The 15,912-nt window shown below is 62.6% G+C and carries 8 protein-coding genes and 2 pseudogenes; all 10 read right to left on the bottom strand.

The features are described 5' to 3' along the window. Positions 1-118: 118 nt before the first annotated feature. The 10 genes and pseudogenes from HW090_RS08250 to HW090_RS08210 all read right to left on the bottom strand — a co-directional run bounded on the left by HW090_RS08250 (position 119) and on the right by HW090_RS08210 (position 15,864). Positions 119-1,771: a ShlB/FhaC/HecB family hemolysin secretion/activation protein gene (locus HW090_RS08250; protein WP_179113064.1), complete on the bottom strand. Its 1,653-nt coding sequence runs from the start codon at positions 1,769-1,771 to the stop codon at positions 119-121. A 3-nt stretch (positions 1,772-1,774) separates the two neighbouring features. Continuing rightward, positions 1,775-4,705: a GLUG motif-containing protein gene (locus HW090_RS08245; RefSeq protein ID WP_179113063.1), complete on the bottom strand. Its 2,931-nt coding sequence runs from the start codon at positions 4,703-4,705 to the stop codon at positions 1,775-1,777. 435 nt (positions 4,706-5,140) lie between these two features. Then, positions 5,141-6,265, bottom strand: a complete 1,125-nt coding sequence (locus HW090_RS08240) for an AbfB domain-containing protein (protein WP_179113062.1) — start codon at positions 6,263-6,265, stop codon at positions 5,141-5,143. A gap of 94 nt (positions 6,266-6,359) precedes the next feature. Further along, positions 6,360-6,674 carry a hypothetical protein gene (locus HW090_RS08235; protein ID WP_179113061.1) on the bottom strand — a complete coding sequence of 105 codons (315 nt, stop codon included), beginning with the start codon at positions 6,672-6,674 and terminating at the stop codon, positions 6,360-6,362. Positions 6,675-7,111: 437 nt separating this feature from the next. Then, positions 7,112-9,691, bottom strand: coding sequence for an EAL domain-containing protein (locus HW090_RS08230; RefSeq protein WP_179113060.1), 2,580 nt, complete (start codon positions 9,689-9,691; stop codon positions 7,112-7,114). Positions 9,692-9,943: 252 nt separating this feature from the next. Next, positions 9,944-10,375, bottom strand: a pseudogene (locus tag HW090_RS18130) (methyl-accepting chemotaxis protein); the annotation flags it as partial. Positions 10,376-10,537: 162 nt separating this feature from the next. Continuing rightward, positions 10,538-11,260, bottom strand: a pseudogene (locus tag HW090_RS18125) (PAS domain-containing protein); the annotation flags it as partial. A 201-nt stretch (positions 11,261-11,461) separates the two neighbouring features. Continuing rightward, the gene (locus tag HW090_RS08220; protein ID WP_179113059.1) at positions 11,462-12,142 is read right to left on the bottom strand and encodes an NrdJb; all 681 of its coding nucleotides are present in this window, start codon (positions 12,140-12,142) and stop codon (positions 11,462-11,464) included. A 10-nt stretch (positions 12,143-12,152) separates the two neighbouring features. Then, positions 12,153-14,294 (bottom strand): adenosylcobalamin-dependent ribonucleoside-diphosphate reductase, encoded by a 2,142-nt coding sequence (locus HW090_RS08215; RefSeq protein ID WP_179113058.1) that lies wholly within the window; start codon positions 14,292-14,294, stop codon positions 12,153-12,155. 211 nt (positions 14,295-14,505) lie between these two features. Further along, positions 14,506-15,864, bottom strand: coding sequence for a hemolysin family protein (locus HW090_RS08210; RefSeq protein WP_179113057.1), 1,359 nt, complete (start codon positions 15,862-15,864; stop codon positions 14,506-14,508). Between the last annotated feature and the right edge of the window lie 48 nt (positions 15,865-15,912).

The raw sequence follows: 15,912 nt of genomic DNA, 5'->3' as shown, positions 1-15,912 counted from the left end.
CGGTATTCGCGCGACTTCCGGGCGGATGTGTCGCCTGGGTTGAGCGCTGCGATACCCATCGAGCGAATGCCTTGGGTATCGCAGCCCCTGCGTCAGCTAAAGGCTGCGAGCAGGTTGGTTAGAAAAACCGCACCACCTGCGCCCACACCCGCGGGCTGCGGTCGACGTCGCTCTGCGGGTCATCGTTACCCAGCTTCCACGCCGCTACGGCGTTGACCTGCCAGCCGTACGCGGCCCAGCGTGCGCCTACGCCCGCCGCCGACAGACTGCGGTGGTTCTCGCCCGTGCTCCAGGTGTCCTTGTTCAGGCGCACCTCGCCGTGGTCGGCGAAGGTGCTGAGTTGCCAGGCATCGGTCAGCGCGTAGCGCAGTTCCAGGTTGGCTAGCCAACCCTGGTCGCCGGATGCTTCGCCCTGCGGATAGGCCCGCACGCCATAGGCGCCACCGAGGCTGATCTTCTCCGAACTGTCCAGGTTACCGTCGGCCCACTGGCCTTGCAGTTGGCCGTACAGGCTGAAGCGCTCGCTCAGGCGTTGCAGGCGTACCAGGCTCGGGTTGATCTTGTGGAAGCGGCCCTGGGTGCCTGCCGTCTGCTTATCGATGGTCTGATTCAGCGCCCCGTCGATATTCAGGCTGCCCTGGCTCCAGGCCAGGGCGAAGCTGTTTACACCGCCGCCGAACAGGTTGTCGCGGCTGTTGCCGTTGAGGGTGGCGATGACCACGCGCGAGCGCTTGTCGCTCTTGCTGGTGAACAGGTCGATGTCGTCCTTCAGGCGCTTGTCGTCGAATTGCAGTTGCGCATAGAGGGAGAAATCCCGGCTGCGCAGCAGCGGCTGGCTCGCGAACAGGCTGGTGATGCGTGCATTGCCGTGGGCCTTGAGGTCATCGAAGTCCTTGGCCAGTTCGTAGTCCATGTCCGAGTAGGCCACTCCGAGCTGGGTGGCCCAGGGGCCGATCGGCAACTGGTAGGCGATGCGGCCGTACTGCTGGTCTTCATCCGAGCCCATTGCGCGCACGGACAGGCGATCGCCGAGGCCCAGCGGGCTGTTGAGGTTGAGCGTGCCACCCAGGCGGTACTCGCCGGTGAAGCGGTTGCCGTAGTTGTCGGCGTCGACCGAGCCGGACAGCAGCGGGCCGGGTTGCACGTCCACCAGCAGGTCGGTGGCGCCGACCGATGCACCTGGCTTGAGGGTGGACTTCACCTCCACCCCGGGCGTGTCGGACAGCAACAGCAGGCTGCGTTCCAGCGACTCGGCGCGTACCGCATCGCCCGGCTTGAGCGCCGCGAGCGGTGCCAGAGCCGCACCTGAAACCCGCGAAGTGTTGTTCAGGCCCACCTCGCCGTAGCGACCTTCCATCACGGCGATCTGCACCACGCCACCGTCGATTTCCTGCGCGGGGATATAGGCCCGTGCCAGCGGGTAGCCGAGTTCGCGGTAGGCACGGGTGATGCGGTTGGCACCGGCCTGCAATTCACCGAGGGAAACCGTACGGCCTTGCAGGTCGCCCAGCAGGGACAACAGCGCGTCGCTGGCGATGACGCTGTTGCCCTGCAGGGTGAAGCTGTTGACTTGCAGACTCGGCCCGCCAGCTTTCGCCTCGGTCGAGGGCGCATCGGGCAGGTTCAGTTCCAGGCGCTGCTTGCCGGGCAATTGCAGCGGGCGTTGGTCGATGGTCTGTTGCGACTGGCCGGCGTCCGGCAGGGTAGCCGCCATTATCGACAGCGACAGCAGGGAAAGGGTGCCGCCAATCAAGGGATAAACGAAACGCATGGATCAGATTCCTTCAGGCAGGCGGATGCCGTGGTTGATGACTTGCAGGTTCAGGCGATCATCGAGCGGGTTGGTGATCAGCATGTCCTGAGTCAGGTCAGGTTGCTGCCTGGCCCCGGTCGAGCCGGTTTGGCCATTCGAGGCCTGTACGCCGAGATAGGACGGGGTGTTGCTGAGGCTGTTTCCAGCGGGGCGGATGATGGCGCGGCGAACAATATCGACGTCACGGGTCACTGCTGCGAGGTAAGGCAGAACAATGGCATAACCAGGGTTGCTGGCGTCTACACCCGGTAATGTCCAGAGGGTGGTATCCCAGCCCGCGTAAGTGCTGGGATCGCTCAGCTCGTCCCAGGTTTTGTCGCTGCCATCATCATTGCCAGTGAATACACCTGCGTTCACGCCGCCATTGTTGATCGCGTTGCCAGCAGCATCGGTGGTGGCGTAGAAGCTGGCGCTGATGCTGCCAAGATCATTGAACCCGACCAGCCCGCCGACGTTGTTGGTTCCTGTGACGCTGCCAACGGCATAAGTGTTGCCGATGCCGCCGTCGTTGTAGCCGACCAGCCCGCCGACGTAGCTGTCGCCCGTAACGCTGCCGACGGCGTAGGCGTTGTTGATGCTGCTACGGATGCTGTAGTTGTCACCGACCAGTCCTCCGACGTAGCTGTTGCCCGTGACGCTGCCGGTGGCATAGGCGTTGCTGATACTGCTGGTACTGCCCCCGACCAGCCCACCGACGCTTGCCTGGCCAGCCACACTGCCGGTGGCATAGGCGTCTGTGATGTCCCCCTGGCCGTGCCACCCAACCAACCCGCCGACAGATTTGCCAATAGCGCTACCGGTAACGTTACCCGAGGCATAAGCTGAGGTGATGCTGCTGCCGTCGTTGTGCCCGAGCAGCCCACCGACGTTCTGGGTGCCCTCAACATTGCCCGTGGCATAGGCGTCAGTGATATCACCGCTGCTAAAACCCGCCAGCCCGCCGACGTTGTTGCCGGAGCCGTTGACGCTACCGGTGGCATAGGCGTTGCTGATGGTGCCCAGGTTCCACGCGACTAGCCCGCCGACGTTATTGCCGGAGCCGTTGACGCTACCGGTGGCATAGGCGTTGCTGATAATGCTGATACTGCCCCCGACCAGCCCGCCGACGTAGCTGTTGCCCGTGACGCTGCCGGTGGCATAGGTGTTGCTGATGGTGCCTTGGCCGACCCCGGCCAGCCCGCCGACGTAGATGTTGCCCGTGACGCTGCCGCCCACCAGGCCGATATTGCGGATTGTACTGCCGATGGCGGTGACGCCGAACAAGCCGACGTAGTTCTCGCTGCCACGGTTGATGGTGAGATTGCTGAGGGTATGGCCGAGGCCGTCGAGTCGTCCGGTGAAGTTGTTCGTATAATTCCCCACCGGTTGCCAGTTGGTGATGCTGGCCAGGTCGATATTGCTGCCCACGGCATAGTTGCCGGCCAGGTTGTTGTTCATGTCCTGCAGCGCCGCGGCATCGTTGACTACGGTGTAGCTGATCACACTGCCGGTCGAGCCTTTCCGGGTGCTGAAGTTGTTGCCGCTTTGCAGGTTGATCGGCGCATTGATGCTGTAGTCCGCCGTGCCGCCGTCGGTGCTGGCCTGGCCATACTCCAAGGCGACCTTGCCGCTGGCATGTTCGGCGGTGATGGCCGCGTTGATCGTGATGTTGTTATGGGCACTCAGCGTCAGTGTGGTGCCGGCATTCCAGGTCACGGCGGCGTTGACGTGGATATCTCCGGCTTCGCTGCCGGTGGCAACGGTTTGCAAGGTGACATCGGTGTTCGCCAGGTTGCTGGAGAGCGTGCTGGCACCGATGCCGCTGGCGGTCTGGGCGGTACTGCCCGCGCTGACAGTGAAGTCGGTCGGGTCGATCAGCCAGGTGCCGGTCTTGCCGTCCGCCGCCTTGGTGGTGACTTTGGCGCTGTCGGCCACTTTGACGTGGGCACCGCTTGTTTCGATAAAGCCGCCATCGCCGCCGTTGGGCGCGCTGGCATCCAGGGTGCCGGCCACTTGCACGGTGCCGCCGTCGAAGCTGCCGAGCAGGACGATCTTGCCGTCCTTCTCACCGAGGGTTTGCGCCTCGATCACACCGGTGTTGTTGATCACGGTCTTGAGCAACGCGTCTCCGGCGTTGGCGGTGAGCAGCACCTGGCCGCCATCGGCCTTGATCAACTGGTGGTTTTCCACCAGGGCATCGACCACGGCTTCATCGACCTGCACGTTGAGCAGGCCGTCGCCGGCGAAGTCCAGCGTCACTGCGTTGCCCGCTGCGAGGGCTACCGTGCCCTGGTTGGCGACGATCACGCCGTTGTTGCTCACCGTGCCGCCGAGCAGGGCGATGCTGCCGCCGTCCGCCGCACGGATGCTGCCGTTGTTGGTCACGTTGGCGTTGCCGCCGTTGCCCTTGAACTGGTGGTTGCCGGCCTCGAAGTCGTCGTTGGCGATATCCAGCGTGGAGGCCACCAGGCCGCCGACATTGACGCTGGCCCCCTGGCCGAACAGCACGCCGTTGGGGTTGACCAGGAACACCTGGCCGTTGGCTTCCAGGGTGCCCATGATCTTCGAACCGTCGGCGCCGAGCACGCGGTTGAGGGCGATCGAATCACTGCCGGGCTGGTTGAAGGTCACCTTGTTGCCGGTGCCGATATCGAAGGACTGCCAGTCGATGGCGAGCTTGTTGCTGCCCTGGTCGATGACCATCTGGTTGGCATTCGGCGTACCGATCTGGCCGCTGCCGGAGACCACCGTACCGCCGGTGGGCAGGTCGGCGGCCAGGGCCGGGACGCTCAGCAGCAGTGCCGCGGCGGCGACTACCGCCCCCGAGCCTTTGCCACGCCGGCGGGCATGTTCGTCGGCGATGCTCCAGGCACCGAGGCAAGGGTTCCAAACGAGGGCGTAGATGCGGTTCATGTGCGGTTCCCTATGGCAGGCACAGTCGTGGACGGGGTGACCCCGTAACAGGTTCTATCCAGGCATGAGCCCGGGCGTCTGGTTTGAGTGGCGATGTAGCGTTACCAGCCCTGGCTCAACTCAACGTCTGCAGAGGCGACCGGTTGGCGGGCTGCTCTGACCGGGAGGCTGCTACAGGTGTTTGGCAGGGCATCGGTGATGGTGTCGGAGATATGGAAAGCCAAGGCTCCTGGTGGCCATTCGCCACGGCAAATTACTCTGCGCAGTGCCGGACAGCCATAGTCCATTTGGACTGGTCAGCCTGGGCGGTCAAGCCAGCGCTGCTGCTCTGGTTCTAACCCGCTCCAGGCCTTTTCTGCGCGGCTACCCCAGGAGATTGCAGGGTCTCGAGAGGTGCCTTGCTGACGGCGTGCCTATGTATTTCGTGAGCCGCTGTCAGTTGGCATTCAGGATGCGCCAGCTTGCATCACGCTTGAACAGCGAGCTGTTATCCGACGGGTGTGCAAACAGGTTGTAGCCCTGGTGCCGCAGGAAGCGGTTCTGGAAGGCAACGGATTTGAACGAGGCAAAGCCTGCTCCGGGGCTGTCAAGCGCCGGGACGGACAGGAACTGGGACTTTGCATCGTTTGCGGATGTGCCGCTGAAGCTGACCGGGTATCCGGAGTTGCGGTCGTCTACCGTCAGGTACTTGTTGGAACCGTCGCGGAAGGCTACAGCGACTCTGCCGTCAGCGAGAGTCACATGTTCAACTGTAAGTATGGGTTTGGCGGCATTGGACTCATAAACCTGAATCCGGCCACGATTATTGTCCGTATTGTTGTTGAACAGATAAAAACCACGCGAGGTGGATGTTTCACACGCAGCATTGTTGACCGAGCAGGACTGGAGTGCAGTGCTGGCTGGTATTTCTGGCGTGGCGGAGGCGCTGGCAACATCATTGCCGGCTTGTGCTTTTGCAGCGGAGCTGGATTGCGGAATGCCATTGACCAGTGAGCCGCCGGATACACGGAAGAACTGGCCCGATACGTTCTGGCAGGTGTCCATGAAGGATGCGCCGGCCAGTACCGAGTTCGGATCCAGGCGATTGCCTTCAAGGCAGCGCTGGCCATTCGATGCGCTGTTATCGTCAGCGTATTCGTTGCGCAGGCGGAAATACTCGCCGTTATTGTCGGTGGTGTGCCAGTACTGGCCGGTATATGCCCCGCAAGTAGTCAGGTAGGCGGCCCCACCGTTGTGATGATCCTCCATCACGCCACGCGCGCCTTCCAGGCATTTGCCCGGTGCATCAACCGAGGCAAGTTGGAATGTGTTGGCTTTTTTGCCGCCGCTTACGGCAATTGCCCGCCAGCGTGGCGCCTTGGCTGTGGCGCAGTCTGTTTGCGAGGCGATGCCTTCGGGTGTGCCGCCGTCAAAGCACTTGCCTTCCTTTTCGAGGAACATGGTTACCAGTTTGAAGGAGCCATCGGCCTGAGCCTGGGCGGACACGGGCATCGAGAAAGGAATGACGACCGCCAGTGCGAGCCCGCCCAGCAGGCTGCTCTTGAATGAAAGGTTATGCATTGATTGAGTCTCTGTGCAGGGGGTTATATGGAGATGCAGTTGTTGTGAGTGCTGCTGTGTGGCGCGATATAAACGATGCAGATACAACGGATCGTTATGGGTGAAATGGACTGCTTGTTTCGGCGCTATTGGTTTCTTTGTCGTAAGTGCAGGCGATAAAGCGAGTGCCCGGCTCGTTGCGATCTTCAAACTTTACAAGTGCGAAGCCGAAGTTATCGGAGCCAAACGGGTCGACCTGGATTTCTTTGATGTTCATGGACGGTGTACCGGCGCGAGAAGCCTCCAGGCACTTCAACTCTACATCACGGCGGAACTCGTCCCAGGCATCATCGCTTGAGGAGAAAGCGCTGCCAGAGTTGAATACAAGGCATGGCAACAATATAAAGGCGTACTGTTTTTTGTTGATCATGGTGTGAAGGCTTCCAGCGGAAATAAAACGAAGTTTCCGCTTCCGTTAGTTCAAGTAAATGACCGCCGCCTCTACGGCTGGGCACACCGATGCCATAGCATTCACTGCAGCACGTTTAATGCTGGCAACAAGACGCTTTGTTTTCACTTTATGGGTGATGCCAAAATGGCATGACGGACTTTATGTCGAATGAATACTATTGCCTATAGTCCATTTGGACTGGTCGCCTGCCGCGATAACTGTCGAGCAGGCGCAACGGCGCCTTCTGCGTGTGGCTGGCGGTAGAGTCGAAAAGGTACGGCAGGTTTGTCGGGCAGACGACCGATTGCCGGCCTGCGGTTTCCATGTCCTGGGGATCGAATCGGCAGGGCGGGCTTGAGTCGTACACCCAGGCTTGTGGCCCGGGCTGCGGATGTCTCTACCGATCGATCATGGCGTCATTTCTGCGCAGAGGATTCGTCCACGCGCGCACGGCGCATCCAGTCTTCCATCTGTTCGGGGGCAAGGGGGCGGGAGAACAGGTAGCCCTGGGCGATCTTGTAGCCTTGCTGTTCGAGCAAGGTGCGCTGGGCTTCGTTTTCCACGCCTTCGGCGACCACGGTCATCTTCAGGCTTTCGCCGATGTGGATGACGGCATGGGTCAGCGCCAGGGCGGCCTCGTCATGTTCCATGTCGTGGACGAAGCTTCTGTCCAGCTTCAACTCGTTGAGTGGCAGGCGCCGCAGGTAGCCCAGGCTGGAATAGCCGGTGCCGAAGTCGTCCATGGCGAGCCCGATGCCTTGCGCATGGACTTCGTTGAGGGTGCGCAGGGTGCTGGGGTTGGTGTCCAGCAGGACGCTTTCGGTGATCTCCAGGGTCAGGTCCTGGGGCGCCAGGGCGTGTTCGGCCAGGGTGGCGTTGATCTGCTGGGTCAGCTCCAGGTTGTGGAAGTTGGTGGGCGACAGGTTGACCGAGATGGAAGGGATGTCCAGGCCCGCCTTGCGCCAGGCCGCGAGTTGGCGGCAGCTCTCCTCCAGTGCCCATTGCCCGAGCTGGCCGATCAGTCCGCACTCCTCGGCCAGGGGGATGAAGCGCATGGGCGAAATATTGCCGAAGGTCGGGTGGCGCCAACGCGCCAGTGCCTCGATGCCGTGCAGGCGTCCGTCCTTGAGGTTGATCTGCGGCTGGTAATGCAGTGTCAGGGTGCGTTGCTGCAAGGCTTCGCGCAGGGCGGTTTCGAGTGCCAGGCGCTCCTGCGCCAACTGGTTCATTTCATCGCTGAAGAAACTGAAGTGGCTGCGCCCGTTGGTCTTGGCCTGGTACATGGCCAGGTCGGCGCGGTGCAGCAGGGTTTCCATGTCGGTGCCGTTTTCCGGGTACTGGCTGATGCCGATGCTGGCGGAAGGCATCAGGCTGACTCCGGCGATCTGGCAGGGCTGCGAAAGCAGGCCGAGCAGCCGTTCGACGGTGTTGGTCGCCTGTTCGGTGGTGCAGGGGTTGAGCAGCACGACGAATTCGTCGCCGGACAGCCGCCCGACGATATCGCCGCCGCGCATCTGCTCGCGCAGGCGCTGGGCGATCATGCCGAGCAGTTCGTCGCCGGCGGGGTGGCCGAGGGAGTCGTTGACCTGCTTGAAGCGGTCCAGGTCGATGAACAGCACCACCAGGCTTTCGCTCTTGCGCTTGGCGCTGGCGATCGCCTGTTCGGCCTGGGCCAGCAGCAGGCTGCGATTGGGCAGGCCGGTCAGGCTGTCGTAGAACGCCAGTTGGCGGATGCGCAGGCGCGCGCTTTCGCGCTCCAGGGCCAGGCTGCAGAGGTGGATGCTCATGTCCACCAGGCGCTTGTGGAGGTCGTCCGGGCTGCGGCTTTCGCGGTAGTAGAAGGCGAAAGTGCCGATGACCCGGCCGTCGCTGCTGGGGATGGGTGTCGACCAGCAGGCGCGCAGGCCCAGCGGCAGGGCCAGGGATTTGTACTCGCTCCAGAGCGGGTCGCTGGAGATGTCGCGCACCAGTACCGGTTCGTTGCGGAAGGCGGCCGTACCGCATGATCCGACGCAAGGGCCGCTATGCACGCCATCGAGTGCGTTGGAGTAGCTTTCCGGCAGGCTGGGCGAGGCCAGTGGCCGTAGGAAGCCTTCCTCATCGACCTGCAGGATGGAGGCAATGACTTCGGGGGCGATCCGCTCGACTTCGCGGCAGATCAGCAGCATCACCTCGCTCAGCGACGCCTCACGGGCCATGGCTTCCAGCACTTTGTGCTGGAGCATTTCGCGCATTTTGGTGGCGGTGATGTCGGTCAACACCGTGATGCAGTAGCTCAGACGCTGCTGTTCATCGAAGATCGGGCTGGCACTGAGCGAACACCACAGCGGGTGGTTGAACTTGTTCAGGATCATTTCTTCGCTGTGGTAGCTCTTGCCCTCCAGCAGGCCGGCGCGAATCTGCTCGAAGGCGTCATCGTCGGCATGGGGCAGGTTGAAGATCTGCTCGATGGGGTGGCCGAGCAGGTCGGCTGGCTGGTAGCCGAAGAGTTGCGTCAGCGCCTGGTTGGTGTAGACCACCTCGCCGTGGCGGTCGGTCATGATCAGGGCGCTGGAGGCCTTGTCCGCGCTCAGAGCCAGGCGCTGGATATATTCCCTCTGCTGCTGCTCGTGTTCGATGCGGGCGGTGACGTCGCTGGCGAACTTGACGATCTTGAGCAGGGCGCCGCTGTCGTCATGGATCGGGTTGTAGCTCGCTTCGAGCCAGACGCAACGGCCATCGGCGGCGATACGCTGGTACAGCCCGGTGGAGAAGTGGCCGTTCAGCAGGGTGTTCCAGAAGCTGCGGTAGTCCTCGGACTGTGCATGGCTGTCGATGCAGAAGCTCTGGTGGGCGCGTTGCAGTATCTCTTCCTCGCTGTAGCCGAAGATGTCGAGGTAGTTGCGGTTGGCGCGCAATACCTGGCCGTCGGGCGAGAACTCGATGATCGCCATGGAGCGGTCGAGGGCCGTCAGCAGGGCGTATTGTTCGTCGGTGTGCAGTGCTGCGAGGGACATGCGGGAGCTTCCTGTTCTCGTATGCGCGACAGACAGGGTCGCGCGTGCCGCTTTGGGGACAAGTGTCGAGTACCGAGATGCAATTGCGCCCAAGAAAGGGATGTCGTCGGGACGGCCGGTGATGAATCACCCGGCGGGCTTCGAGCCGTGGAGCGCGAAGCCTTGGTGGATCAATGATTGCAAGCGGCCAGCATTATTCTGAGCGCGCAGGAAGCCGTCAAGATAGCCCCCTGGCAACACATTGGTCGCGCTTCAGGAGGAATATTCGTTGGCGAAGCGGCTGACTGCCTGCACCACCGACTGGGCGCCTTCCTGGATCTGCTCGATGACCGCTCCCGCCTCGGTGGACAGCGACAGCGCCTGCTCGGCCTGGGCCTTGCTCTGGTTGATGGTCGAGACGGCATTGGCGGTGAGGTTCTGGTTTTCCTTGATGACCTCGATGATGTCCTGGGCCGCCAGCGTCGTGCGCGAGGCCAACTGGCGGACTTCGTCGGCCACCACGGCGAAGCCGCGTCCCTGGTCGCCTGCGCGGGCCGCTTCGATGGCCGCGTTGAGGGCCAGCAGGTTGGTCTGCCCGGCGATGTCGCCGATGGTCTTGATGATGCTGGCGATGAGTTGGCCCTGTTGGTCCAGTGCCTCGATGGAGTCGCAGGCTTGCTGCATGCGGTCGGTCAACTGGCGTACGACCTGCAGCGTCTGTTCGACGATCAGTGTGCCTTGCTGGGCGTGGTGGTCCGTGTGCTGGGAGGTGCTGTGGGCGATCCTGGCCGCTTCGCCCACCGAGGTCTCTCGGTTCACCTGGTCGGTGACCACGGTGGCGAACTTGACGACCTTGTAGAGCTTGCCGTGGACGTCCGACACCGGGTTGTAGGACGCCTCCAGCCATACGTCGCGGCCCATGCTGTCGACGCGACGGAAGCGGTTGCTGACGAAGTGTCCGGCCCGCAACTGGCCCCAGAAATCCTTGTAGGCCTGGCTGTGTACATCTTCCGGCGAGCAGAACAGGCTGTGGTGCTTGCCCTTGATCTGGTCGAGGCGGTAGCCCATTGCCTCTAGGAAGCGGTCATTGGCGGTGATGACGTTGCCATCCATGGAGAACTCGATGACTGCCGTCGAGCGCAGCAGGGCCTTCATCATATTCTCGTTTTCCAGCGAGGCCTCGATGGTGCGGGTCACGTTGTTACCGTGGAGGTAGAAGGATTCCACGCTGCCGTCGGCGTTGTGCACGGGCACGATAACGACCCGCAGCCAGGCCTCGTGGCCGTCCTTGCGTAGCAGGCGCAGCGCGCCGCTGAAGCTCTGGCCCTTTTTCAGCGCGTCGTCGATGCGTCGGTGGTGTGGGTCGCCGAGGGCATGCTTCGGCACGAAGTCATTCAGGTGGCGACCTTCCACATCGGCCGGCTCGTATTGCAGCTCCTGGCGGAAGACCGGGCCGATCCGCAGGAAGCGTCCGTTCGAATCGAAATGCGCGGATATCTGTTCGTCATCCAGACGGCGTATCGCCTCTGTGTAGAGCGCGAGGGACTGCTTGAGGCGAGCGTTTTCTGCTTTATAGCGATTGAACAACATGGTCGCCTCTCCGGAGGAATGACTGTCGAAGGTCATCGGCAGCGTGAGCGGAGTCTGAAGTCGGATCGTACGGGGTCAGAGCATACGTCAGGTGGCAGGTGCTGCCGCGGGTCCTGGTGCCTTTGGTGACGAGACCCGACGATCGGTTCGTGCGGGGGCTGACGGGCCGTCCGTCCCCGCACGATCACTGCTACGGAGTCTTTACCCGCACTTGCTGTCGCCGCAGTTGAGGCAGGTCAGGCAGCCATCCATCTGCACCAGCGCCGTGGTGTTGCACTTGCCACACAGGGCGGCGCCCGGTGGGTAGCCGGAGTCCTGGCTGGCACTGTCCGCCTTCAGTTCGGCCTTCTTTTGTTCGATGAAGGCTTTCTGGTGCTCGTCCAGGCGTTCGGACTCGATCAGGCCGATCTTGCGCAGGTGGGTCTCGATCACGTCGCCGATCTCGGCCACCAGCGAGGGCATGAACTTGCCGCCTTTCTTGAAGTAGCCGCCCTTGGGGTCGAACACGGCTTTCAGTTCCTCGGCGAGGAACGTGCAGTCGCCGCCCTTGCGGAACACTGCCGAGGCGATGCGGGTGAGGGCGACGATCCACTGGAAGTGGTCCATGTTCTTCGAGTTGATGAAGATCTCGAACGGGTGGCGCTGCTCGTGCTCGGTGCCCTGGTTGAGCACGAGGTCGTTGATGGTGACGTACAGCGCGTGTTCGGACAGCGGCGTCTTGATCTTGTAGGTCGAGCCTTCCAGCGCCTCGGGGCGCTGGACCTTCTCGTGCATCAGCTCGAGTTCCGGCTCTGGCGTGGCGGCGACGACCTCGGCCTGCTCCGGCTTGACCACTTCGTAGCCGACGATCTTGCTGTCGATGCGGATTTTCTTGTTGCTCATCGGCGCGTCCTCAGAATTTTCCGTAATAGCCTTCTTTGAGGGCATCGAACAGGTTGGCGGCGCTGTGGATTTCGCCGTCGTATTCGATTTCCTCGTTACCCTTGGCCTCGACGAGGCTGCCGTCGGCCAAGGCGAAACGGTAGGTGGTGGCGGCCAGGTCGGCCTCCTTGACCAGTACGCCCTGGAACGCCTCGGGGTTGAAACGGAAGGTGGTGCAGCCCTTCAGGCCCTGCTGGTGGGCGTAGACGTAGATGTCCTTGAACGACTCGTAGGGGTAGTCGCTGGGCACGTTGGCGGTTTTCGAGATGGAGCTGTCGACCCACTTCTGCGCCGCCGCCTGGATATCCACGTGCTGCTTCGGCGTGATGTCGTCGGCGGTGATGAAGTAGTCCGGCAGGCCGTTGCCGGGGGCGGCCTCGGGGTCGATGAAGTGCCGGTAGGCGAGCAGCTCGGAGGAGTAGACGTCGACCTTTTCCTTGGACTTCTTGCCTTCGCGGATGACGTTGCGGAAGTAGTGGTGGGCGAAGCTCGGCTCGATGCCGTTGCTGGTGTTGTTGGCCAGTGACAGGGAAATGGTGCCGGTTGGCGCGATGGAACTGTGGTGGCTGAAGCGGCTGCCAGTCTCGGCCAGTTGCTCGATCAATTGCGGCGCGACCTCACCGATGCGCTGCATATAGCGCGAGTACCTGGCCCAGAGCACGCGGCCCTTGACCGTATCGCCGGGCTTGATGCCGTCCACGGCCATTTCCGGGCGCTTGGCGAGCATTTCCGCGGTGACGACGAAGTCTTCGTCCATCAGCGGTGCGGCGCCTTTCTCCCGTGCCAGTTCCAGTCCGGCTTCCCAGCCGACCACGGCCATCTGCTTGGCCACTTCTTCGGTGAAGACCAGCGATTGTGCATCGCCGTATTGCATCTTGAGCATGGTCAGGGTCGAGCCCAGGCCGAGGAAGCCCATGCCGTGGCGACGCTTGCGCTGGATTTCGCGGCGCTGCTGTTCCAGCGGCAGGCCGTTGATCTCCACCACGTTGTCCAGCATGCGGGTGAAGATGCGCACCACGTCCTTGTACTCGTCCCAGTCGAAACGCGCGCGGTCGGTGAAGGGATCGCGCACGAACTGGGTCAGGTTGATCGAGCCGAGCAGGCAGGCGCCATAGGGCGGCAGCGGTTGCTCGCCGCAGGGGTTGGTGGCACGGATGTCCTCGCAGAACCAGTTGTTGTTCATCTCGTTGACGCGGTCGATGAGGATGAAGCCCGGCTCGGCGAAGTCGTAGGTGGAGGACATGATCATGTCCCACAGGCGCTGGGCCTTGATCACCTTGTACACACGGCAGGCGGTCAGGCCCTGGTCGTTGGTGATGTAGGGGCCTTTCTGCGGCCAGTCGCGCCAGATCACCTGGCTGGCGTCGGTGGTGTCGATGCCGTCTTCCTCGACTTCCTTCTGGCTCAGCGGGAAGGCCAGCGGCCAGTCCGCGTTGGCCTGCACGGCGGTCATGAACTCGTCGGTGATCAGCAGGCTGAGGTTGAACTGGCGCAGGCGGCCGTCTTCGCGCTTGGCGCGGATGAAGTCGGCGACGTCCGGGTGGCCGACGTCGAAGGTGGCCATCTGTGCGCCCCGGCGCCCACCGGCGGAAGACACGGTGAAGCACATCTTGTCGTAGATATCCATGAACGACAGCGGCCCCGAGGTGTACGAGCCCGCCCCGGAGACATAGGCCCCGCGCGGGCGCAGGGTGGAGAATTCGTAGCCGATGCCGCAACCGGCCTTGAGCGTCAGCCCGGCCTCGTGGACCTTCTCGAGGATGTCGTCCATGGAGTCGGCGACGATGCCGGAGACGGTGCAGTTGATGGTACTGGTGGCGGGCTTGTGTTCCTGGGCGCCGGCATTGGAGGTGATGCGCCCGGCGGGGATGGCGCCACGGCGCAGCGCCCAGAGGAATTTCTCGCCCCACAGCTTGCGCAGTTCAGGTGTCTGCTCGACTTCAGCAAGGGCCTTGGCGACGCGCTGGAAGCTGTCGTCGATGGTCTGGTCGATGACCCGTCCATCCTTGGCCTTGAGGCGGTACTTCTTGTCCCAGATGTCCATCGACGCATCCTGGATCGGGATGTCGGCGACGGCCTTGCTGATGGATCGTACCTTCGCTGCTTGGGTCATTGCAGGGAGCCTCCTGGTTCAAGGGCGGGGTATGCCTTGTGCGCGGATATGGGGCGGGCGGCGCCTTTTTGCACAAGATGTTGTATCGAGTGGCGGATACTAGCCCATATGTAGGGTTAGTCCAAGATGATAGTGGTTCTTGTCGACAGGCGTGATGTCGCATGCGCGAGGAACCGCGACGGCGCCGTTGCAGCGCCGTCGCCTGTCGCGATCAGTCTTCGGACAACTGGGGCTTCTGCTTGAGCACCTTGGCCAGGATGATCTTCGGCCCGCGCATTTTCTTGATCACGATGTGCAGGCCTTCGACCTCCAGCACTTCGTTTTTCTCCGGCACGCGCTTGAGGCTTTCGTAGACCAGTCCGCCCAGGGTGTCGGCCTCGATATGGTCGAGGTCGACGTGCAGGATGCGCTCCAGCTTGAACAGCGGAGTGTCGCCGCGCACCAGCAGTTTGCCCGGCTGGTAGGCAAGGATGCTGTGGTCGGTCTTGTGGTGTTCGTCCTGGATATCGCCCACCAGCACTTCCAGCACGTCTTCCATGGTGAGGAAGCCGACCACCTTGTGATCGCCTTCCTCGACCAGTACGAAGTGCGCGCCGCCCTGGCGGAACTGTTCGAGCAGTTCGTTCAGCGGCATGCTGCGCGAGACGCGCTCCAGCGGGCGCAGCAGGTCGGCGAGGACGAAGTCCTCGGCCTGCAGGCCATCCTCGGCCAGCGCCAGCAGCAGGTCCTTGATGTGCAGCAGCCCGATGAACTCGTTCTGCTCGTGGTCGTAGACCGGATAGCGGCTGTATTTGTGGCGGCGGATGATGGTGAGGATATCGGCCAGGGAGGCATCGCTGTCGATCTGCAGCAGGTCTTCGCGGGAGTTGGCCCAGTCGGAGACTTCCAGCTCGCTCATCTCCACCGCCGAGGCCAGCACCCGGATGTCCTGGTTGCCCGGGTCCAGCGTGCGGTTGGAGTGCAGGATCAGCTTGAGTTCGTCACGGCTGTAGTGGTGCTCGTTCTGGCTGCCCGGCTCGCCCTGGCCGGCAATGCGCAGGATGGCGTTGGCGCTGGCGTTGAGCAGGTAGATGGCCGGGTACATCAGCCAGTAGAACAGGTACAGCGGTACGGCCGTCCACAGCGACAGCAACTCGGGCTTGCGGATCGCCCAGGACTTGGGCGCCAGTTCACCGACGACGATGTGCAGGTAGGAAATGATGAAGAACGCGGTGAAGAAGGCGAAGGCGTGGATCAGCGCCTGGGACTCGATGCCCAGCGCCGCCATCAACGGCTCCAGCAGGTGGGCGAAGGCCGGCTCGCCGACCCAGCCCAGCCCCAGCGAGGCCAGGGTGATGCCGAGCTGGCAGGCCGACAGGTAGGCATCCAGTTGGTTGTGCACTTTGCGCAGGATATGCCCGCGCCAGCCATGCTCGTCGGCGATTGCTTCCACCTTGGTGGCGCGCAGCTTGACCATGGCGAACTCGGCGGCGACGAAGAAGCCGTTGAGCAGCACCAGGAACAGGGCAAAGAAAATCAGGCCGACATCGGCGAAATAGGAGGGTGAAACGCTACTAGAGGAAGGGTCCATGAGGGTACTGGGTAAACCAATGAGGGCGACAGAATGGGGCTGATGTCA

Source organism: Pseudomonas sp. ABC1 (assembly GCF_013395055.1).
Lineage (GTDB): Bacteria > Pseudomonadota > Gammaproteobacteria > Pseudomonadales > Pseudomonadaceae > Stutzerimonas.
This window is presented reverse-complemented; position numbering and strand designations above follow the sequence as displayed.

What these genes read in the sequence shown, in the direction of transcription:
- HW090_RS08235 (WP_179113061.1), bottom strand. Translation starts at nt 6,674, where the DNA reads ATGATCAACAAAAAACAGTACGCCTTTATATTGTTGCCATGCCTTGTA.
- HW090_RS08250 (WP_179113064.1), bottom strand. Translation starts at nt 1,771, where the DNA reads ATGCGTTTCGTTTATCCCTTGATTGGCGGCACCCTTTCCCTGCTGTCG.
- HW090_RS08240 (WP_179113062.1), bottom strand. Translation starts at nt 6,265, where the DNA reads ATGCATAACCTTTCATTCAAGAGCAGCCTGCTGGGCGGGCTCGCACTG.
- HW090_RS08220 (WP_179113059.1), bottom strand. Translation starts at nt 12,142, where the DNA reads ATGAGCAACAAGAAAATCCGCATCGACAGCAAGATCGTCGGCTACGAA.
- HW090_RS08230 (WP_179113060.1), bottom strand. Translation starts at nt 9,691, where the DNA reads ATGTCCCTCGCAGCACTGCACACCGACGAACAATACGCCCTGCTGACG.
- HW090_RS08210 (WP_179113057.1), bottom strand. Translation starts at nt 15,864, where the DNA reads ATGGACCCTTCCTCTAGTAGCGTTTCACCCTCCTATTTCGCCGATGTC.
- HW090_RS08215 (WP_179113058.1), bottom strand. Translation starts at nt 14,294, where the DNA reads ATGACCCAAGCAGCGAAGGTACGATCCATCAGCAAGGCCGTCGCCGAC.
- HW090_RS08245 (WP_179113063.1), bottom strand. Translation starts at nt 4,705, where the DNA reads ATGAACCGCATCTACGCCCTCGTTTGGAACCCTTGCCTCGGTGCCTGG.